Source organism: Hydrogenophaga sp. 70-12 (genome assembly GCF_001897365.1).
Taxonomy (GTDB): domain Bacteria; phylum Pseudomonadota; class Gammaproteobacteria; order Burkholderiales; family Burkholderiaceae_C; genus Hydrogenophaga; species Hydrogenophaga borbori.
Genome location: NZ_MKSS01000195.1, coordinates 1 through 20,029 on the forward strand (window position 1 = coordinate 1; position 20,029 = coordinate 20,029).

Consider the following 20,029-nt stretch of genomic DNA (forward strand, 5'->3'; position numbering starts at 1 on the left):
GCGAGCGCGTGGACCAGCACCTGCGCATCGGCATCCGCGCGGTGGAGCTGCTGCGCGCGGGCGGCGTGGACCAACTGCACAGCCGCAAGCTCAGGAGCTTCGCGGAGGTGGCCTTCCAGTAAGGAGAAGCCGCATGGCGAGCACCCGACGCAAGTTCGTCCTCGGCACCCTGGGCATCGCCGGCGCCCTGGTGGTGGGCTGGGGCCTGATGCCACCGCGCCAGCGCCTCACCACGGCGCAGCCGCTGCCCACGGCCGAGGGCGAGGTGGCCTTCAACGGCTGGGTCCGGATCGCGCGCGACGGCACGGTCACCGTGGCGCTGGCCAAGAGCGAGATGGGCCAGGGCGTGGTCACCTCGTTGTGCATGCTGCTGGCCGAGGAGCTGGACGCCGACTGGTCGCGCGTGCGCTGGCAGCAGTCCCCCATCGACGGCATCTACAACAACATCGCCAGCGTGGTCGATGGCCTGCCGGTGCACCCCGACACCGACAACATCGCCGTCGACGCCGTGCGCTGGCTCACCGCCAAGGCCATGCGCGAGATCGGCGTGATGATGACCGGCGGCTCGTCCAGCGTGAAGGACCTGTGGCTGCCCATGCGCCAGGCCGGCGCGTCCGCGCGCCAGATGCTGGTGGCCGCCGCCGCCGCGCAATGGGGCGTTGCCGCGGCCGACTGCGGCACCGAGAACGGCGAGGTGATCGCGCCCGACGGCCGCCGCCTGGGCTACGGCGCCCTGGCCGCCGCGGCGGCTCAGCTGGCGCTGCCGCGCGACCCGCCACTCAAGGCACCCGAGCGCTTCAAGCGCATCGGCCAGCCCACGCGCCGCCTGGACACGCCCGGCAAAATCGATGGCAGCGCGCGCTTCGGCATCGACGCCCTGCCCGATGGCCTGCTGTACGCCAGCGTGCGCCTGTGCCCCGCCCTGGGCGGCCGCGCGCACAGCCACGACGACGCCGCGGCGCGCGCGGTGCGCGGCGTCAAGGCCGTGCTGGCCGTGGAACCCCTGCGCGGTGGTACCGGCGGCGTGGCGGTGATCGCCGACCACCCCTGGCGCGCCCGCCAGGCGGCCGACAAGCTGGACGTGAACTGGGACCACGGCGCGCTCGCCAGCTTCTCCAGCGCGCAGGCCATCGAGGGTTTCGCCGCCGCCGCGCGCACCGAAAGGGGCTTCGCCTTCTACGAAACCGGCGAGGTGGACGCCGCGCTCGCGGGCGCCACGACGCGCATCGAGGCCGAGTACCGCGCGCCCTACCTGGCCCATGAGGCCCTGGAGCCCATCAACTGCACCGTGCTGTTCGAGGGCAACAAGGCCACGGTGTGGGTGTCCACCCAGGTGCCCGGGCTGGCGCGCCAGGCCGCGGCCGGGGCCCTGGGCCTGCCCGACGAGGCCGTGGCCGTGCAGGTGCTGATGCTGGGCGGCGGCTTCGGCCGCCGGCTGGAGGTGGACTTCATCGCCCAGGCCGCCGCCATCGCCAAGGCGGTGCCGGGGCATCCGGTGCAGACGATGTGGAGCCGCGAGCAGGACATCCGCCACGACCTGTACCGCCCGGCCTGCGCGGCGCGTTTCGAGGCCGGCTTCGACGCCGACAAGCGGCTCGTCGCCTGGAAGAACACCAGCGCGGGCCAGGCCATCGTGCCGCAGGTGCTCACGCGCGCCTTCGGCCTGCCCGGCGGCGGGCCCGACAAGACCACCAGCGAGGGCGCTTTCGACCAGGCCTACGAATGGCCGGCCGCGCGCATCGCGCACGTCAAGGTGGACGCGCCGCTGCAGGTCGGCTTCTGGCGCTCCGTGGGGCATTCGCACCAGGCCTTCTTCAAAGAGGGCTTCGTCGACGAGTGCGCGCACGCGGCGGGCCAGGACCCGCTGGCCTTTCGCGAATCGCTGTTGCGCCGGCACCCGAAACAGCTGGCCGTGCTGCGGGCCGCCGCCCACGCCGCGGGCTGGGGCACGCCCTCGCCGCCCGCGCCGGACGGCGCCAAGACCGCGCGCGGGCTGGCGCTGCACGACTCCTTCGGCTCCACGGTCGCGCAGGTGGCCGAGGTCTCGCTCGGCCCCGACAAGGCGATCCGCGTGCACCGCGTGTGGTGCGCCATCGATTGCGGCTTCGCCGTCAACCCAGCTGGCATCCGCCAGCAGCTGGAGGGCGGCGTGGTGTTCGGCCTGTCGGCCGCGCTGCACGGCGGCGTGGAGATCGTCGACGGCCAGGTGCAACAGAGCAACTTCCACGACCAGCCCATCCTGCGCCTGAACGAGGCGCCGCGCGTGGACTGCCTGATCCTGCCGGGCGACGGCCACCCCGAGGGTGTGGGCGAACCTGGTGTGCCGCCGATCGCGCCCGCCGTGGCCAACGCGCTGTTCGCGCTCACCGGGCAGCGCCTGCGCAGCCTGCCCCTGACACTTGCCTGAGGAACCGACCATGACCACCACGCTCAAGGTCAACGGCCGCGAGGTCAGCGTCGATGCCGACGCCGACACGCCGCTGCTGTGGGTGCTGCGCGCCGACCTGAAACTCACCGGCACCAAGTTCGGCTGCGGCATGGCCCTGTGCGGCGCCTGCACGGTGCACGCCGACGGGCAGCCCATCCGCGCCTGCGTCACGCCGGTCTCCGCGGTCGCGGGGCAGGCCATCACCACCATCGAAGGCATCACCGGCCCCGAGATCGCCGCCCTGCGCGCGGCCTGGACGGCGGTGGACGTGGTGCAGTGTGGTTACTGCCAGGGCGGCCAGCTCATGAGCGCCTGCGCGCTGCTCAAGAGCAACCCCCGGCCCGACGAGGCCGCCATCGACGCGGCCATGAGCGGCAACCTGTGCCGCTGCGGCACCTACCAGCGCATCAAGGAAGCGGTGGCGCTCGCGGCGCAGCAGGTCAAGGGCTGAGTCAGGCGGCCCGGTGCGGCTTCACCGTCGAGGCCGCGAGCTTGGCGTTCTCGCGCGCGCGCTGCACGTCGGCCTCGCGCGCCAGCGCGACACCCATGCGCCGCTTCTGAAAGCTCTCGGGCTTGCCGAACAGGCGCAGCTCGGTGCCCGGCACGCGCAAGGCCTCGTCCACGCCGTCGAAGGCGATGCCCTGGGCCTCCACGCCGCCGTAGATGACGGCGCTGGCGCCCGGGCTCTTGAGCGCGGTGTCCACCGGCAACCCCAGGATGGCGCGCGCGTGCAGCTCGAACTCGTTCTGCCACTGCGTGACCATGGTCACCATGCCGGTGTCGTGCGGGCGTGGGCTGACCTCGCTGAACCACACCTGGTCGCCGGCCACGAACAGCTCCACGCCGAACAGGCCTTGGCCGCCCAGGTTGTCGGTGATGGCCTTGGCGATCTCGCGGCTCTTGCGCAGGGCCTCGGCGCTCATGGGGTGCGGCTGCCAGCTCTCGACGTAGTCGCCGCCCACCTGCACATGCCCGATGGGCTCGCAGAAATGCGTCTCGGCCTGGCCGCCGGCGCCCAGCGCGCGCACCGTGAGCAGGGTGATCTCGTAGTCGAAGCGGATGAAACCCTCGACGATGACCCGCCCGTGGCTCACCCGGCCGCCGGCCATGGCGAAGTCCCAGGCCTTCTGCACGTCGGCAGGGCCGTCGATCTTGCTCTGGCCCTTGCCGCTGCTGCTCATCACGGGCTTGACGATGCAGGGATAGCCGATGCCGCTGTCGATGGCCGCCTGCAGCTCCTGCAGCGAATCGCAGAACTGGTAGGGGCTGGTCGGCAGGCGCAGCGTCTCGGCCGCCAGGCGGCGGATGCCCTCGCGGTCCATGGTGAGCCGGGCGGCGCGCGCGGTGGGGATCACGCGCACCACGCCCGCGGCCTCGAGTTCCTGCAGCATGGGCGTGGCGATGGCCTCGATCTCGGGCACCACCAGGTGCGGGCGCTCGCGCTCGATCAGCGCCTTGAGCTGGGCCGGGTCGCTCATGGCGATGGTGTGCGCGCGGTGCGCCACCTGATGGCCGGGCGCGTTCTCGTAGCGGTCGACCGCGATGGTCTCCACGCCCAGGCGCTGCAGGGCGATCAGCACCTCCTTGCCGAGTTCGCCGCTGCCCAGCAGCATGACTTTGGTGGCCGAGGGCGACAGCGGCGTGCCGAGCGTGGTCATGGTGATGTCCTGAGGAAAGAAAGATTCAGAGCGCGCCGCCCATGGCCTCGCCCAGGCGCACGGGGCGCGCGGCGGTCCAGTCGGGGCTGAAGGCGATGGTGTCCGGCGGCCACAGCAGCACCACCGTGGAGCCGAGCAGGAAGCGGCCCATCTCGGCGCCTTTGTCCAGCCGCAGCGGCGTGTCGTCGTAGCGCCATTCGCGCACGGTGCCCGGACGCGGCGGGTTGACCACCCCATGCCAGGTGGTGGCCATGCTGCCCACGATGGTGGCGCCCACCAGCACCAGCGCGAAGGGCACGGTGCGTTCGCCCACAGGCATATCGAACAGGCAGACCACGCGCTCGTTGCGCGCGAACAGGCCCGGCACGCCCGCGGCCGTGGCCGGGTTCACCGAGAACAGTTCGCCCGGCACGTGCAGCATGCGCCGCAGCGTGGCCGCCGCCGGCATGTGGATGCGGTGGTAGTCGCGCGGGCTCAGGTAGATGGTGGCGAAGCTGCCGCCCTGGAAGGCCTGGGCCAGCGCCGCGTCGCCGCCCAGCAGCGCGCGCGTGTCGTAGTGGTGGCCCTTGGCCTGGAAGATGCGGTCGCCTTCGATGCGGCCCAGCTGGCTGATCGCCCCGTCCACCGGGCAGACGAAGGCCGCGTCGGCCAGCGGGCGCGCGCCGGGTTTCAGGGCACGCGTGAAGAACGCGTTGAAGGTGTCGTAGGCGGTGGGATCGGGGTTCGCCGCCTCGGCCATGTTCACCTGGTAGCGCGCGATGAAGCGGCGGATGGCCCACTGGGTGAGCGCGCCGGCGCGCGCGCCGGCGAAGGCGCCCGCCAGGCGGGTGAGCGCCCCCTTGGGCAAAAGGTATTGGAGTTGGACGGCCAGCGACATGGGTGGCGGATTGTAAAAGTGGAACCCGTGGGGGTTTGAGGCGGCAGGCACAATGCCTCGGATGAGCACACCCCTGTTCGAAGCCGCCGAGCTGGTCAAACGCTACGGCGAGAACACGGTGGTCAACGGCGTGAGCTTCGCCATCCACCCTGGCGAATGCCTTGGCGTGATCGGCCCCAACGGCGCTGGCAAGACCACCACCATCCGCATGTGTCTGGGCCTCACCGCGCCCGATGGCGGGCGCATCCACGCCTTTGGCAAGGACATGCCGCGCGACGCCATGGCCATCAAGGCGCAGCTCGGCGTGGTGGCCCAGATGGACACGCTGGACCCGGACTTCAACTGCGCGGAGAACCTGCTGGTCTATGGCCGCTACTTCGGCCTGAAGGACGCCGTCATCCGTGCGCGCATCCCGCGCCTGCTGGAGTTCGCCGCGCTCACGCACAAGGCCACGGCCCGCCCGGGCGAACTGTCGGGCGGCATGAAGCGCCGGCTGAGCCTGGCGCGCGCGCTGGTGAACGACCCGCGCCTGCTGATGCTCGACGAGCCCACCACCGGCCTGGACCCGCAGGCCCGCCACCTGATGTGGGAGCGCCTGCAGGTGCTGCTGCAGCAGGGCAAGAGCATCCTGCTCACCACGCACTTCATGGACGAGGCCGAGCGCCTGTGCTCGCGCCTGCTGGTGCTGGACCACGGCCGCAAGATCGCCGAAGGCCGGCCGCGCGCGCTCATCGCCGAGCACCTGGAGCCCGACGTGGTGGAGGTCTACGGCCCCGGCGCGCTGGACCTCGCCCAGCGCGAGGAACACGCCCCGCTGCGCGCCCTGGCCGCGCGCGTGGAGGTGAGCGGCGAGACCGTGTTCTTCTACACCGCGCAGGCGCAGCCGCTGCTGGCCGCGCTGGGCGAGCACCACCAGCTGCGCACGCTGCACCGGCCCGCCAATCTCGAGGACCTGTTCCTCAAGCTCACCGGACGACAAATCAGGGAAGACGGCTGATGACCACGACCACCCTCACCCCCATGAATCCCTGGGCCCCGCCGCGCCTGTCCTGGCGCTGGTGGCCGGTGTTCCTGCGCAACCTGCTGGTCTGGCGCAAGCTGGCCCTGCCCAGCGTGGTGGCCAACATCGCCGAACCGCTGATCTGGCTGGTGGCCTTCGGCTATGGCCTGGGCGCGCTGGTGGGCACGGTGAACATGGGCACGCCCGGCGGCTCGGTGGCGGTGCCCTACATCCTGTTCCTGGCCAGCGGCAGCATCTGCATGAGCGCCATGAACGCGGCCACCTTCGAGGCGCTGTACTCGGCCTTCTCGCGCATGCACGTGCAAAAGACCTGGGACGGCATCATGAACGCGCCCGTGCGCCTGGACGACGTGGTGCTGGCCGAGATGCTGTGGGCCGGCTTCAAGTCGCTGTTCACCGTGTCCGTGATCCTGCTGGTGATGCTGGGCCTGGGCATCACGCACTCGCCCAAGCTGCTGGTGGCCTGGCCGGTGCTGGGCCTCGTGGGCATCACCTTCTCTTGCATCGCGCTGGTGTTCAACGCGCTGGCCAAGGGCTACGACTTCTTCAGTTACTACTTCACGCTGGTGATCACGCCCATGATGTTCCTCTCGGGCGTGTTCTTCCCGCGCGAGCAGCTGCCGGCGCCGGTGCTGCTGTTCTCCGACCTGTTGCCGCTGACGCACGCGGTGCAGCTGGTGCGCCCGCTGTTCCTGGACCAATGGCCCACGGACGCGGCGCTGCACCTGCTCGTCCTGGTGGTCTACGCCATCGGAACGTTCTGGCTCGCGCTGGCCCTCACGCGCAAGCGCTTCGCGCGCTGAGGGCACAGCCCGGGGGCCCGTGGCCCAACGCCGGCATCGCCCGCCGGCCTGCTGGCCGGCACGCTTCGGCCCTGACCGGCGCCGCATCGTCCCGCTGACCTACGCCTTGGCGCATAGGCCTTTTCGGGCCGAACCGAAGCGAGGGTGTCGCCACCCATGGGGGCTTCACTTCCTTTGGAGTCCTCCATGCCAGGTTCTTGGCCGTTTGGAACGCAATCGATCAACGGACGCTGCACGGGCGAGCTGCAGCTGCCCGGCCACCGCGAATCCGTGGGCCCGCCATGGGCCGGCAACGGCCACCTCAGCCGAGCCTGAGCAAGGTCCCATGCGACACCTTCGTGCAGTCCTCGGCGCCTGGGCCTTGATCGGCCTGGTCGCCTGCGGGGGCAACGGCGCCATCGACGGTGCAGCCGCCCCCGACTCGCCACCCGCGCCGTCCACCGGCGCGGCGTCCGTGCATGCACTGGCTGGCGCCTGGACGGACAGCCGCGGCGACGGCCAGCTCTTCGTCGCCGCCGACGGCCAGGCCTATGGTCTGCTGAGCGACAGCGGCACGAACCGCCTCCTGCGCGGCACGCTCACGGCCCAGCACGGCCTGGTGTCGCCCAGTGGCTTCGACGCGGTGGATATGCGGGTGCCCGACTCTCGCCAGCGCTGGTCCCTGACGGGCAGCTACCAGCCCCAGTCGCAGCTGCTGCTGGCATCGGACAGCGGGGCGCCGGTGGTGAGCGCCGTGTACGACGCGCGCTCCGCGCATGGCGCCGACCTGGCGGCGCTCGCGGGCACCTATGAGGTCACCCTCTACGGCAATGGTCGGCCCACCATCACCTACTTGGCGACCCTGGGCGACAGCGGCGGCATCGATCTGGCCGGCTGGCAAGACGGCCAGGAGCAGTGCCGGCTCCGTGGTGCGCTGACGGCGGCCTCACCAGCCGTCAACATTCTGAATGCCCGCCTGCTCGCTTCCGGGGCGGGTTGCCAGTTCCCCGATGGCACGGGCATTCAGGGGCTGGCGCAATACGATGCCGACCACGCCCTGCTGGTCCTGTTCGGCATGAGCGGGAGCGGCGACGGGGCCCTCGTGCTCTACGCGAACCGGATCAGGGCCTGAGCGCGGGGGCACGCCCTGGGCCTTAGGGTCAATGGACCTGGTGCAGCCCTGGCTGGGCCTCGAGGTAGGCCTCGGAACCGCTGTCCATGAACGCTTCCTGGTCGATCGCGGCGTCGAACTCGCGGGTCGTGGTGTCGAACAGCTTGGGGATCAGCGGCTTGTCCAGCGGGCGGCAGACACGGCCGCGCAGGCCACGCAGCGGCTGGCTGCTCTCCATGGCGTTGATCACGGCCTCCGGGTCCAGCATCAGGACGAAGGGGTTGGTGCGGTTGGCGAACGAGTTCATGGCGGGCTTCCTGAGAGATACAGATGAGACAGCGGGCGTGTCCTTGGAAACAAACTGTATCGATGCCCTCCCGGGGCGTTAAGTCGGCGCCTCACCATCCCGCGTGTAGGAAGTTCCCCGACAGCTGTCGGGAATCCCCCCGCAGGCGATTCGTGATGCACATCACGCACCGGGCCATGAGCGGTCGCCCTTTGCGCCTGAGCGGCGCTCCACCCGGCGCCCCACCGTGCGGCCCGTCACGGTTTCCCGGCGCGGTCGGCCGGGCGCTGTTCAAGGTCCGTGGCGCAGCGCCTCCACACTGGCGCGCACCACCGCCTCCACACTGCGGCTGTCCCGGTAGCGGTTGCGCAGGAAGCTCGCGTGGTTGCCGGCGTGGGCGGCCGTGCGCTCGATTTCGTCGAGCGCGGCCAGGCTGTTGAGCGCCAGCGCGTGCGGCGTGAGCTCGCGCAGCGTGGCCAGCACGTCCTCGCGGATGCTGATCTGTTCGCGTGTCTTGGGGTTGACCATCATGCCGTCGAGGCCGAAGCGGCAGGCCTGGAAACGGTTGTAGGTGTAGACGAGGTAGTCGTCTTCCTCGGGTGGTGGCTCGTTGCGCTCCAGCAGGTGGCGGCACAGGGCCTGCAGGTAGCAGGCCAGCGCGGCCGCGCGCTCCACCGTCAGGGGCGTGTCGCACACGCGCAGTTCGATGGTCCCGTACTCGGGCTTGGGCCGGATGTCCCAGTAAAAGTCCTTCATGGACTTGACCACGCCCGTGCTCTCCATCTTGGTGAAGTAGACGTTGGCGAACTCGTCCCACTTGAGCACGAAGGGCGCGCGCCCGCTCAGGGGGAAGGCGAACACCGAGTTCAGGCGCGCCGAATCGAACAGCGTGTCCACGCCCTGGGAGAACGGCGAGGACGCCGACAGCGCGATGAAGTGCGGCACGTAGCGGTTGAGCGAATGCAGCAGGAACAGCGCCTCGTCGGGCGAGGCGCAGCCGATGTGCACATGCTGACCGAACACGGTGAACTGCTTGGCGAGGTAGCCGTACAGGCCCGAGAGCTGGTGGAAGCGTGGTTTGGAGAAGATGCGCTGCTCAAACCAGCGCTGGAAGGGGTGGGTGCCGCCGCCCGCCAGCTCGATGTTGAGCCGGTCGCCCGCGGCCACCAGCGTGTCGCGGATCTGCTGCAGCTGCTGCAGCAAGGGCCCGTGCTGGGTGTGGATGCCGGTGGCGATCTCGATCATGCTCTGCGTCATCTCGGGCGTGACCACGCCCGGGAAGGGCTTGCGCGCGAGCAGGTCCAGCAGGTCGTTGGCGCTGCTGGAGAGGTCGTGGTCGTAGCTGTTGACGAGCTGCAGCTCCAGCTCCACGCCCATGGTCAGCGAGTCGGAGGCCTTGAAGGTTTCCAATGGCATGGCTTATTCCTTCGTGACGTGGGTCTCGCGCGCGGCCATCAGGGCGCGCTGCGTGACGATGGGGCCCAGCAATTCCTGCAGCAGCATCATGCCGGCCATGGCCGCGAGCACCTGCACCGCGGGCTCGAAGCCATAGAGCCGCGTTTCTTCGATGAGCAGGATCGCGAAGGCCGACATGGGCGTGAGCGCCAGGCCCGTGAGCAGGCCCTTGCGCTCGGAAATGCCCGACAGCCGCGCCGCCGAGACGTTGCAGAACACCTTGACGGCGGTGCGGACCAGGATCAGGGCCAGGCCCATGAACAAGGTGGTGGGCACGTCGGTCCAGGTCAGCAGCGAGGCGATGTAGACGAACAGGAACACCGAGAGCAGGTCGCCCGCGGTGCCGAAGTCGCGCTGCGCGCTGGTGAGGTGAACGCGACGCTCGCGCGCCACGATGCCGAAGGTCAGCGCCGCCAGCAGCGGCGACAGCTTGAGCCCGTAGGCCGCGGTGGTCAGCAGCAGCACGGCGAGTGCAAACACCACGGTCACGCCGTGCCCGTGCGTATTGCGCAGCCGCAGCAGCCAGGGAATGGCCATGCCCAGCACCGCGCCCACGGCAATCGACGTGCCCACCACGTGGATGCTGCCGAAGGCCGCGAGCGCGAAATCGCCCGAGGTGGACAGCGTCCAGTAGCCCACCACGAGCTTGAGCGCCAGCACCGCCATCAGGCAGTTGATGGCGCACAGGTGCAGCACGCGCTCGGTGGCCTGGCCCGAACTGCGCAGCTCGTGCGCCACGCGCAACACGCCCGCGGGCGAGGCCGCCATCGACACCGCGGCGATGATGAGGCGGTGGTCGGTGGGCAGCGCGAACCAGCCGGTGGCCCAGTACACCGCGCCGAAGGTGGCCAGCGATTCGACCACCCCCAGCAGCAGCACCCAGAAGTTGTGGCGGAACCAGCGCAGGTTGATGCGGTAACCGAGCTCGAACAGCACCAGCGACAGCGCCACCGTGGCCAGGAAGGGCAGGCCCGCGATGTCGGGCGTGAGGCCGGGCAGGTTGATCAGGCTGGCCAGCAGGCCCACGGCCACATAGCTGGTCACGCGCGGCAGTTGCCAGCGCTCATTGAGCCACTCGGCGAGGAACCAGGCCAGCAGCAGCACCAGGGGCCAGGCGATGGCCTGCAGCAGGAAGGCGATGTCGGAAGGAATCACGGAAAGGCTCTCCTCGGTGACGCCGTCGGACCGGCGCCGGCGCGGGCCGGTCGTCGTCGGGCGCCGTGACCCCGAGTGGGGGCCATCGGTTCATGGATTGGCGGCCCGTGGGGCCGCCGCGGCTCAGACCGCGAATCGGGTCTGCATGGCTTGCAGGCCGAACTGATCAAGCACCTGCAGCAATCGCTGGCGCGCGCGCTCCTGGCGGCCGTGGCGATCGTCGGCCATTCTACGGGCCAGGATGAGTTCGTTTTTCATGGAATGCTCCCATCCGACGAGCTCGGTGACGGTCACGTCGTAGCCATGCGCTTCCAGGCGCAGGCAACGCAGCACGTTGGTGATCTGGCTGCCGAACTCGCGCGTGTGCAACGGGTGGCGCCACAGCTCCGCCAGCGGCGTCTGTTTGAGCGCGAAGGCCTTGTGCTGGCGCATCACGCCCGCCACCTCGGCCTGGCAACAGGGCACCAGCACCAGGTGCTGCGCTTCGCGCGCCAATGCGAAATCGATCGCGTCGTCGGTGGCCGTGTCGCAGGCGTGCAGCGCCGTCACCACGTCCACGCGCGCGGGCAACTCGCTGTGTTGCATGGCCTGCTGCACCGTCGCGGCCAGGAAGCGCATGCGCTCGAAGCCCAGGCGTTGCGCCAGCACCTGCGAGCGCTCCACCAGCTCCGCGCGCGCCTCCACGCCGATGACTGAGCCCTGGCCGCGCGGCTTGAGCACCAGGTCGTACAGGATGAAGCCCAGGTAGGACTTGCCCGCGCCATGGTCGGCCAGCACCACGTCGCCGCGCTCGGCCAGCACCTGCGCCAGCAGGGGCTCAATGAACTGCACCAGGTGGTAGACCTGCTTGAGTTTGCGCCGCGTGTCCTGGTTGAGCCGCCCCTCGCGCGTGAGGATGTGCAACTCCTTGAGCAGCTCGATCGACTGCTCCGGCCGCAGCTCGGGCAGTTGCGCGTGAAGGTCTTGCGCCGGCTTGGGTCGCGCGGCGGAACGGGAAACGGAAGGCATGCGGCGATGATAGGTGAGCGCCGCGAACCGACCCTGGACAATCGCGCATGACCATGCCGACCCCGCACCCCTTCGACACCCTCACCCCCGACGCCGTGCTCGACGCGCTCGATGCCGTCGGCCTGCGCGGCGATGGCCGCCTGACCACGCTCAACAGCTTCGAGAACCGCGTCTACCAGGCGCACCTGGAGCGGCCGGTGGACGGCCACGAGGTGGTGGTGCTCAAGTTCTACCGGCCGGGCCGCTGGAGCGACGCGCAGATCGCCGAGGAGCACGCCTTCGCGGCCGAGCTGGCCGCCGCCGAGGTACCGGCCGTGGCGCCGCTGGCCGTCGACGGCGCCACCCTGCACCACCACGCGGGCTTCGCCTGGGGCGCCTGGCCACGCCGCGGCGGGCGCCGGCCCGAGCTCGACGACCTCGAGGTGCTGGAGTGGATCGGCCGCTTCCTCGCGCGGCTGCACACCGTGGGCGCCGCGCGCCCTTTCGCGCACCGACCCGCGCTCGACAGCGCCAGCTTCGCGCGCGAGCCACGCGACTGGCTGCTGGAGCACGAAATGATCGCCCCCGAGGTGCGGCGCGAATGGTGCGCCGCGCTCGACGAGGCGCTCACGCTCATCGAGGCCCATCCCGTGCTGCGCGCCGGCGGCGACAGCGACCCGCAGGGCATCGCACGCCTGCGCCTGCACGGCGACTGCCACCCGGGCAACGTGCTCTGGACACCCGAAGGCCTGCCCGGCGCGGGCCCGCACTTCGTGGACCTGGACGACGCCCGCCTGGGCCCGGCCGTGCAGGACCTGTGGATGCTGCTGTCCGGCGACCGGCGCCAGCAGACCCTGCAGCTGTCCGCCCTGCTCGACGGCTACGAGCAGTTCCGCCCCTTCGACCGGCGCGAACTGGCGCTCATCGAGGCCCTGCGCACCCTGCGGCTGGTGCACTACAACGCCTGGATCGCGCGCCGCTGGGACGACCCGGCCTTCCCGATCAACTTCCCCTGGTTCGGCGGCCGCGACCACTGGCGCGGCCAGGTTGACCTGCTGCGCGAACAGATCGAGGCCATGCAGCAAGCGCCGCTGCAGGCCTGATGCCGGCCCCGGCGGGGCACACCCTCAGGGGTTAACACCAAAGCACTCGCATAAGCTCGGCCGCGCCGCGCGCGAAAGGCCCTGCTCTGGCAGTTGTCTTTTACTCAATTAAATTGCACACAATCTAATTTCAACCCACACTCTCGCCATGGCATCGACGCCCCCCTCCACCAGCGACCTGCTCAAGCTCGACCACCAGCTGTGTTTCGCGCTGTACTCGGCTTCGCTGGCCATGACCAAGCTGTACAAGCCCTGGCTGGACGAGCTGGGCCTGACCTACCCGCAGTACCTGGCCATGCTGGCGCTGTGGGAAGAGGACGGCCTGAGCGTCTCCGCCCTGGGCGAACGCCTCACCCTCGATTCCGGCACGCTCACCCCCCTGCTCAAACGCCTGGAAGCCATCGGCCTGGTCGCCCGGCTGCGCGACACGCAGGACGAACGCCGCGTGCTGGTTCGCCTCACAACCGCCGGCCGCCGGCTCAAGGCCCGCGCCGCGCGCATCCCCTCGTGCGTGCTGCAGGCCGCGCAATGCACCGTGCAGGAAGCCATCGCCCTCACGCGCGACGTGCGGCAGCTGCGCGACCGGCTCAGCGCCTGACCCCACCCCCATCCGTTCCACCCGCTGTCACCAGCACCCACCCAGGAGAAACCACCATGCCCACCACGCTCGACAAAGTCGTCTACACCGCGCGCGCCCACACCACCGGTGGCCGCGAAGGCACGTCCCGCTCCGACGATGGCCTGCTCGAGGTCAAGCTCGCGCCGCCCAAGGCCATGGGCGGCGCCGGCAACGGCACCAACCCCGAGCAGATGTTCGCCGCGGGCTATTCGGCCTGCTTCATGGGCGCCATGAAGCACGTGGCGGGCATGAAGAAGATCGCCGTGCCGGCCAACGCCGCCATCGACGCCGAGGTCGACATCGGCCCCATTCCGCAGGGCTTCGGCATCGCCGTGCGCATGACCATCCACCTGCCCGGCATGGACCGCGCCGTGGCCGAGGACCTGGTGAACACCGCGCACCAGGTCTGCCCCTACTCCAACGCCACGCGCGGCAACATCCCGGTCACGCTGACCGTGGCGTGAGCCCGTCCCCGCACCCATGAAAAAACCCGCCGGGCCCGGCGGGTTTTTTGTGGGCGCGCCAACCTCAGCGGTTGGGCCTGTTCGGGTCGTAGATCGTGGTGCCCGTGCCTACGCCGACACCCGCGCGCACGCCGCTGTTGCCGATCTCGGTGCTGGCGCCCACGCCCACGCCCGCGTTCACGCGGCCGCCCTGGTCCACGCCGACACCCACACCCACCGGCCCCACGCCCGCGCCCACGCCCAGGCTCACGCCGCTGTTGCTGGCACCCACACCGATGGTCACCGGCCCCACGGGGATGCCGAAACCCACGCCCACGCTGGCGCAGCCCCCCAGCAGGGCGGCAAGGGACAAGGCGGCAAGCGTGCGGGAGAGGCGGACGGTCACGGTGGGCTTTCGATCGGGAGACATGCGATTGTGAACCCGGCGCCGGCGCAAAGTGCCCCGCCCCGGCACCCGTTCGTCACACCAGCAGGGCATTGACGCGCCGCACGTAGGCCGCCGGGTCTTCGGGCAGGCCGCCCTCGGCCAGCAGGGCCTGGTCGAACAGCACGTGCGCGAGGTCGTCGAAACGCTCGTTGCCCTCCAGCTTCTTCACCAGCGGGTGGCCCGCGTTCACCTCCAGGATGGGCTTGACCTCGGGCGCCTTCTGGCCCGCCTGCTTGAGCAGGCGCGCGAGCTGCATGGAGTAGTCACCGTCCTCCACCACCAGACACGCCGGCGAATCCACCAGGCGCGAGGTCGCGCGCACGTCTTTCACGCGGTCCTTGAGCGCTTCCTTGAGCTTCTCCAGCACGGGCTTGAAACCTTCGGCGGCGGCTTCGGCGGCCTGCTTCTCGGCCTCGTCCTGCAGGTCGCCCAGGTCCACCGCGCCCTTGGCCACGCTCTGCAGCGGCGTGCCGTCGAACTCGGGCAGGAAAGACAGCGCCCACTCGTCCACGCGATCGGCCATCAGCAGCACCTCGATGCCCTTCTGGCGGAACACCTCCAGCTGCGGGCTGTTGCGCGCGGCGGCGATGGAGTCGGCGGTGATGTAGTAGATGGCCTTCTGGCCTTCTTTCATGCGCGACTTGTAGTCGGCCAGCGAGCCCGGCTCGGCCTGCGTGCTGCTGGCAAAGCGCAGCAGCTTGGCCAGCTTGTCGCGGTTGGTGAAGTCCTCGCCCAGGCCCTCCTTGAGCACGGCGCCGAACTCGGCGTAGAACGCCGCGTACTTCTCCGCATCCTTGCTCAGCTCGTCGAGCATGCCCAGCACGCGGCGGGTATTGCCCTCGCGGATGGCTTTCACGTCGCGGCTTTCCTGCAGCAGCTCGCGGCTCACGTTGAGCGGCAGGTCGCTCGAATCGACCACGCCCTTGACCCAGCGCAGGTAGGCGGGCATCAGCGCCTCGGCCTCGTCCATGATGAAGACGCGCCGCACGTAAAGCTTGATGCCGGCCTTGCGGTCGCGGTTCCACAGGTCCTGCGGCGCCTTGGCCGGCAGGTAGAGCAGCTGCGTGTACTCGGTGCTGCCCTCCACGCGGTGGTGGCTCCAGCTCAGCGGGGCCTCGCTGTCGTAGCTCAGGTTCTTGTAGAACTCGACGTACTGCTCATCGGTGATGTCCTTCTTCGGCCGCGCCCACAGCGCGTTGGCCGAGTTCACCGTGGTCCATTCGTCCTTGAGGCGGTACTCGCCTTTTTCGGCGTCCCACTCCTCTTCCTGCATGCGGATGGGCAAGCTGATGTGGTCGCTGTACTTGCCGACGATGGACTTGAGCTTCCAGTGGTTGAGGTACTCCGTCTTGTCCTCGCGCAGGTGCAGGATCACGCTGGTGCCGCGCGCGGCGCGCTCGATGGCCTCGACCTCGAAGTCGCCGCTGCCGCCACTGGTCCAGCGAACGCCCTCGCTGGCCGGCAGGCCCGCTCGCCGGCTCTCCACGACGATCTTGTCGGCCACGATGAAGCCCGAATAGAAGCCCACGCCGAACTGGCCGATGAGTTGAGCGTCGGACTTCTGATCGCCCGTGAGCCGACTCATGAAGTCGCGCGTGCCGCTCTTGGCGATGGTGCCCAGGTGGTCGATCGCCTCCGGCGCGCTCATGCCGATGCCGTTGTCGGTGATGGTGAGGGTGCGCGCGTCCTTGTCGAAGGCGATGCGGACCTCCAGCTCGGGCGCGTCCTCGTACAGGGCGCTGTTGTTCAGCGCCTCGAAGCGCAGCTTGTCGCAGGCATCGGAGGCGTTCGAGACCAGCTCGCGCAGGAAGATGTCGGGATTGGAGTACAGCGAGTGCGTGACGAGGTGCAGCAGCTGGGCCACCTCGGCCTGGAAGGAATGGGTCTGTTTGCTCATGGCGGGAATGATGAGGGAAACGGAAAACGCTCGCCGGCAGCGCGCCGGCGCGCACCGAGCGCCGCGCAACTGGGGGCGGTGGAAGGGCTTTTCAAGCCCCCCGTCTCAAGCGGCCGACAACGCTGGCGCGGCGCTCAGCCACTGCCGCAGCTGCTCGGCCACCAGCGGGCTGGACAACAGGTCGAGGTGCCCGGTGCGGTACACCACGCGCAGACTGCCGCGCGCGAAGGCCAGGCGGCGCGCGGGCTCGTCGTGTTCACCCAGGGCGCTGCGCAGGGGAACCAGGCCGTCGCCCACCAGGCGCTCCGCCAGCAGGCCCCGGCGCGGTGCCAGGCAGGCCGCCACGCCAAAGCAGGCCACGCCGTCGGGCAAAGGCAGCGGTTCATCCATGCGCCCCTCGTCCGGGTGCCGCAGGTGGCCATACCGCAGGTCGACGATGCCCGCGCTGCGCAGACGACCCAGTCGCGCCAGCGGAGCGGAAAACGGCGAGGAGCCGAGCAGCAGATCCGCGCCGTGTCCCGCCCGCTCCAGAGGGGCACCGTGGTGCGGCGTCCCCAGGAACACCAGGTGCTTGAGCAGGTCGGGCCAGCGGTATCCCGCGCGGCGTGCCTCGTGCACCGCGCTTCGCGCCACCAGTCCGCCCATGCTGTGGCCCACGATGGTGATGCCCTGCACGGGCAGCGGCCACAGGGTCAGCACGCGTTCCAGCTGGTGCGCCAGTTCGCGGCCGTTGGCCGCGATGCGCAGGCCGCTGTTGTAGCGCAGGCGCAAAGGGGTGGCCCGCAGCGCCTCGCTCAGCACCTCGGTGTGGTCATGTCCGCCGCGCCGCCATTGCGTGTCGTTCATGCACAGGCCGTGCACCATCAGCAGCAGGTGGGGCCTGGCCCCCTGCAGCGCCCGATCGAACCGTTCGTCCTGCCGCGTGGGCAACACCCGCTCGCCCTGGCGCCACTCCATCGGCTGGGCGAGCGCGTTGCCCATGGCCGCGAGGCGGTCCCCGAGCACCCCGTTGATCGCCGCCACCACGGCCTCACGACCGGGCGAGTCCTGCCCGGCCTCGGTGGGGTCGTCAAACAAGGGCAGAACGCTGTGCAACACACCGTCGATGCCTGCGCCCACGCCGTGCGCGACCCCACGAATGGCCCCATAGACTCGCCCGGTGAGGCCGCCGGCACGCTCCGGCGCCTCGCCCGCCGGCAGGCCAATGCGTTGGCGCACGGCCTGGTGCACGCCCTCGGCAATGCCGACCACGCCGAGCGTGGCCTGCGTGGCCAGCTGGGCGGCGGCCCGCAGATCGCTGGGACGCAGGTGCCGCTGGCGGGGGGTTGGCGGTGGGGAGGCGGCCATGCCCCATTGTGGACAGGCCCCGGGGCGCACATCGGCCGGGGGACCGGCGGCGTCAGAACACTTCGTCGGGAAGCAGGTAGCGCCACTGCCCCTGGGGCAGCTGGCCCAGGGCCACGCGGCCGATGCGCACGCGCTTGAGGCCCACCACATGCAGGCCCACCGCCTCGCACATGCGGCGGATCTGGCGCTTCTTGCCCTCGGTGAGCACAAAGCGCAGCTGCTCGGGGTTGAGCCAGTCCACGCCCGCGGGCCTGAGCGGCTGGCCATCGAGCGACAGGCCGTGGCGCAGCCGCGCCAGTCGTTCGGCGGGGAACACGGCCTGCACGTCCTGCTCGACCACGCCCGGCCCTTTCGGCCCGTGCGGCGCCCACACCACGCGCACCAGGTACTCCTTCTCCACCTCGCTGTCCTCGCCGATAAGGGCGCGGGCGACCCGCCCGTCCTGCGTGAGCACGAGCAGGCCGGTGGAGTCGATGTCGAGCCGGCCGGCCGGCGCCAGGCCCTTGAGCTGCGCGGGCGAGAAGCGGCGCGGGCTGCGGTCGTCCTTCCAGTGGGTCCTGGCGTTCAGCAGCACGACGGCGGCCTCGTGGCCGTCCTCGGGCTGGCCGCTCACATAGCCCACGGGCTTGTGCAGCAGGATGGTGACGCGCTCGCCCTGGGCCCTTTGCGCGGCGGGCAGCACCTCGATGCGGGCGCCGGGCCCCACCGCCTGTCCTATGGCGGCCACGGCGCCGTCCACGCTGACCCAGCCATTGGCGATCCACTCGTCGGCCTCGCGGCGCGAGCACAGGCCCAGCTCGGCCAGGCGCTTGTTGAGGCGCGTGCCGTCGCGGGGCGTGGCGGGCGCGGGAGGTGGGGCGGCGTCGCGGCGGGGCGCCTTGCCGGGCTCGCTGGCCCGGGGGGCCGTGGCGGTGGCCGCGGGCTGCACGGGCAGTTCGGGCCGCTGCGCGCTGCTCAGGGGGCGGGCGCGGGCCGGGCCGGGGGGCCGCACCGGCGGGCGGCGGGGCGCGCGCGGATCGGCCGGGGGCTTGGGAGCCGCGGGCTTGAGCTTGAGCGTTCGCTTGGGGGGATCGGATGCCATGGCAGCGATTGTCGCCAACCCCACCACCGACAAAAAAAGAAATCGCCCCGAAGGGCGATCTCCGTCGTCCGAGCCGCGGTCAGGCCTTGCCCTTGGCGGCCTTCAGGGCCCGTTCGTGCTCGGCCTTCGCGTCGGCCTTGCACACCTTCTGGGCGTCGCCGGTCTGGTCTTCGCACTTCTCCTTGGCGATGTCGTAGGCGCTGTCGGCCTTCGCCTTCTCGAGCTTGCGGGCGTTGTCCGGCGAAGCCTTGTACCGCTGCTCCAGGGCCGCCTTGTCGACGCGCTCCGTGCCCTTGGCTTCTTCCTGGCACACGTCCTTGGCGTTGTCCTTCATGGCATCACAGGCCTTCTTCGCGGTCTTGTAGTTCATCTCGATGCGCTCCTTGGCCGCGTCGTACTCCGCCTTGCTCATGGTCTGGGCGGTGGCGAAGGCGGACACGGCGCACAGGGCGACGGCGGTGGCGATTTTGACGTTCATGGCTGACCTCCTTGGGGTTGGGATGCGCCATGTTCCGCCGGAGCGCGGGCGCGCGGCGTAGGAAAGGTGCGCCGCGGCGTGTAGGAGAAGGACGGCCCCGGCCACGCCGGCCCGCGGCCGGGAAGCGCTCAGCCCAGATCGCCCGAGCGCAATGCCTGGAGGTCCAGCACGCGCAGCCCCCCGTACTCGATGCGGATCCACCCCTTCGCCTGCAGCGCGCCCAGGGCCTCGTTCACGCGCTGGCGCGACAGGCCCACCAGGTAGGCCAGTTCCTGCTGCGTGATGCGCAGGATGCCACCCACGTTGGGCGACAGCAGCGGGTGGAACAGGGCCGCCAGGTTGCGCGCCACGCGCAGGTCGGGACTGCCCAGGCGGTCCACCTCGCGCGCGGCGATGAACTGGCCCAGGCGCTCGTTGAGCTGGTGCATCACGAAGCGGTTGAAACCGATGGAATGGTCCAGCAACCAGTCAAAGGTCTCCACCGGCAGGCCCGCGATCAGGCTCTTGCGCAAGGCCTGGATGTTGTAGCGGTACTGCTCGTGCTTGAGCACCGTGCCCTCGCCAAACCAGCCGCCGGGCGCCACCCCCGTGAAGGTGATCGCGGGGCCGCTGGAATCGTCGTTCGTCATCTTGAGCAGACCATCGACGAGGCCGAACCAGTAGGTCACTGGCCGCCCGATGCGGCAGACGTAGTCGCCGGCCTCGGCCTCCACCACCTGCAGCGCGTCCAGCGCGCGCTCGCGCGCCTCGCCCTGCAAGGGCGGCAACCAGGGAATGCCGGCGAGCTCGGCCTCGGTGGGGCGGCGTGCGCGCTCGCGGATGGCGCTGCGGCGGGCGGCAAGGTACATGGGGA

The 20,029-nt window shown here is 70.5% G+C and carries 20 protein-coding genes; 8 read left to right on the forward strand and 12 right to left on the reverse strand.

Annotation, left to right across the window (positions count from 1 at the left end; genetic code table 11):
* Positions 1 to 133: 133 nt before the first annotated feature.
* Both BGO22_RS11715 and BGO22_RS11720 read left to right on the forward strand, forming a co-directional pair.
* Positions 134 to 2,407, forward strand: a complete 2,274-nt coding sequence (locus BGO22_RS11715) for a xanthine dehydrogenase family protein molybdopterin-binding subunit (RefSeq protein WP_070397112.1) — start codon at positions 134 to 136, stop codon at positions 2,405 to 2,407.
* 10 nt (positions 2,408 to 2,417) lie between these two features.
* Positions 2,418 to 2,879 (forward strand): (2Fe-2S)-binding protein, encoded by a 462-nt coding sequence (locus tag BGO22_RS11720; protein ID WP_070397111.1) that lies wholly within the window; start codon positions 2,418 to 2,420, stop codon positions 2,877 to 2,879.
* A 1-nt stretch (position 2,880) separates the two neighbouring features.
* Here BGO22_RS11720 and purT read toward each other — a convergent pair whose 3' ends face one another.
* Both purT and asd read right to left on the reverse strand, forming a co-directional pair.
* Positions 2,881 to 4,086 (reverse strand): formate-dependent phosphoribosylglycinamide formyltransferase, encoded by a 1,206-nt coding sequence (gene purT / locus BGO22_RS11725; RefSeq protein ID WP_070397110.1) that lies wholly within the window; start codon positions 4,084 to 4,086, stop codon positions 2,881 to 2,883.
* Between the two features lie 25 nt (positions 4,087 to 4,111).
* A complete protein-coding gene (gene asd / locus BGO22_RS11730) occupies positions 4,112 to 4,963 on the reverse strand; it encodes an archaetidylserine decarboxylase (RefSeq protein ID WP_070397109.1) in 852 nt (283 codons plus the stop codon).
* A gap of 61 nt (positions 4,964 to 5,024) precedes the next feature.
* On the opposite strand from asd, the gene BGO22_RS11735 reads away from it, so the two are divergent.
* From BGO22_RS11735 to BGO22_RS11745, 3 genes are all read left to right on the forward strand, one after another.
* Positions 5,025 to 5,960, forward strand: coding sequence for an ATP-binding cassette domain-containing protein (locus BGO22_RS11735; RefSeq protein WP_070397108.1), 936 nt, complete (start codon positions 5,025 to 5,027; stop codon positions 5,958 to 5,960).
* Positions 5,960 to 6,787 carry an ABC transporter permease gene (locus BGO22_RS11740; RefSeq protein ID WP_070397107.1) on the forward strand — a complete coding sequence of 276 codons (828 nt, stop codon included), beginning with the start codon at positions 5,960 to 5,962 and terminating at the stop codon, positions 6,785 to 6,787. Before BGO22_RS11735 ends, BGO22_RS11740 begins: the two co-directional genes overlap by 1 nt.
* Positions 6,788 to 7,112: 325 nt before the next feature.
* On the forward strand, positions 7,113 to 7,898 hold the full coding sequence (locus tag BGO22_RS11745) for a hypothetical protein (protein WP_139146897.1): 786 nt from the start codon (positions 7,113 to 7,115) through the stop codon (positions 7,896 to 7,898).
* A gap of 28 nt (positions 7,899 to 7,926) precedes the next feature.
* Here BGO22_RS11745 and BGO22_RS11750 read toward each other — a convergent pair whose 3' ends face one another.
* The 4 genes from BGO22_RS11750 to BGO22_RS11765 form a co-directional block, all read right to left on the reverse strand.
* The gene (locus BGO22_RS11750) at positions 7,927 to 8,184 is read right to left on the reverse strand and encodes a hypothetical protein (RefSeq protein WP_070397105.1); all 258 of its coding nucleotides are present in this window, start codon (positions 8,182 to 8,184) and stop codon (positions 7,927 to 7,929) included.
* 270 nt (positions 8,185 to 8,454) lie between these two features.
* Complete coding sequence (locus tag BGO22_RS11755; RefSeq protein WP_070397104.1) at positions 8,455 to 9,579, reverse strand: YbdK family carboxylate-amine ligase; 1,125 nt, start codon at positions 9,577 to 9,579, stop codon at positions 8,455 to 8,457.
* Positions 9,580 to 9,582: 3 nt separating this feature from the next.
* Positions 9,583 to 10,773 (reverse strand): cation:proton antiporter, encoded by a 1,191-nt coding sequence (locus tag BGO22_RS11760; RefSeq protein ID WP_083292753.1) that lies wholly within the window; start codon positions 10,771 to 10,773, stop codon positions 9,583 to 9,585.
* Positions 10,774 to 10,896: 123 nt separating this feature from the next.
* A complete protein-coding gene (locus BGO22_RS11765; RefSeq protein ID WP_070397103.1) occupies positions 10,897 to 11,781 on the reverse strand; it encodes a class I SAM-dependent methyltransferase in 885 nt (294 codons plus the stop codon).
* 47 nt (positions 11,782 to 11,828) lie between these two features.
* Here BGO22_RS11765 and BGO22_RS11770 point away from each other — a divergent pair, with 47 nt between their 5' ends.
* The 3 genes from BGO22_RS11770 (at position 11,829) to BGO22_RS11780 (ending at position 13,946) form a co-directional block, all read left to right on the forward strand.
* A complete protein-coding gene (locus BGO22_RS11770; protein WP_286850969.1) occupies positions 11,829 to 12,863 on the forward strand; it encodes a serine/threonine protein kinase in 1,035 nt (344 codons plus the stop codon).
* A gap of 148 nt (positions 12,864 to 13,011) precedes the next feature.
* On the forward strand, positions 13,012 to 13,461 hold the full coding sequence (locus BGO22_RS11775; protein WP_070397101.1) for a MarR family winged helix-turn-helix transcriptional regulator: 450 nt from the start codon (positions 13,012 to 13,014) through the stop codon (positions 13,459 to 13,461).
* Between the two features lie 56 nt (positions 13,462 to 13,517).
* Complete coding sequence (locus BGO22_RS11780; RefSeq protein ID WP_070397100.1) at positions 13,518 to 13,946, forward strand: organic hydroperoxide resistance protein; 429 nt, start codon at positions 13,518 to 13,520, stop codon at positions 13,944 to 13,946.
* Between the two features lie 64 nt (positions 13,947 to 14,010).
* On the opposite strand, the gene BGO22_RS11785 is transcribed toward BGO22_RS11780, so the two are convergent.
* The 6 genes from BGO22_RS11785 to BGO22_RS11810 form a co-directional block, all read right to left on the reverse strand.
* Entirely contained in the window at positions 14,011 to 14,331 is a 321-nt protein-coding gene (locus BGO22_RS11785) for a hypothetical protein (RefSeq protein WP_070397099.1), read from the reverse strand.
* 76 nt (positions 14,332 to 14,407) lie between these two features.
* Complete coding sequence (gene htpG, locus BGO22_RS11790; protein ID WP_070397098.1) at positions 14,408 to 16,270, reverse strand: molecular chaperone HtpG; 1,863 nt, start codon at positions 16,268 to 16,270, stop codon at positions 14,408 to 14,410.
* A gap of 105 nt (positions 16,271 to 16,375) precedes the next feature.
* Positions 16,376 to 17,617, reverse strand: a complete 1,242-nt coding sequence (locus tag BGO22_RS11795) for an esterase/lipase family protein (RefSeq protein ID WP_070397097.1) — start codon at positions 17,615 to 17,617, stop codon at positions 16,376 to 16,378.
* A gap of 52 nt (positions 17,618 to 17,669) precedes the next feature.
* Complete coding sequence (locus BGO22_RS11800) at positions 17,670 to 18,698, reverse strand: pseudouridine synthase (RefSeq protein ID WP_239478177.1); 1,029 nt, start codon at positions 18,696 to 18,698, stop codon at positions 17,670 to 17,672.
* A gap of 79 nt (positions 18,699 to 18,777) precedes the next feature.
* Positions 18,778 to 19,176, reverse strand: coding sequence for a hypothetical protein (locus tag BGO22_RS11805; protein ID WP_286850971.1), 399 nt, complete (start codon positions 19,174 to 19,176; stop codon positions 18,778 to 18,780).
* Between the two features lie 128 nt (positions 19,177 to 19,304).
* Positions 19,305 to 20,024 (reverse strand): Crp/Fnr family transcriptional regulator, encoded by a 720-nt coding sequence (locus tag BGO22_RS11810; protein WP_070397095.1) that lies wholly within the window; start codon positions 20,022 to 20,024, stop codon positions 19,305 to 19,307.
* Positions 20,025 to 20,029: the final 5 nt, after the last annotated feature.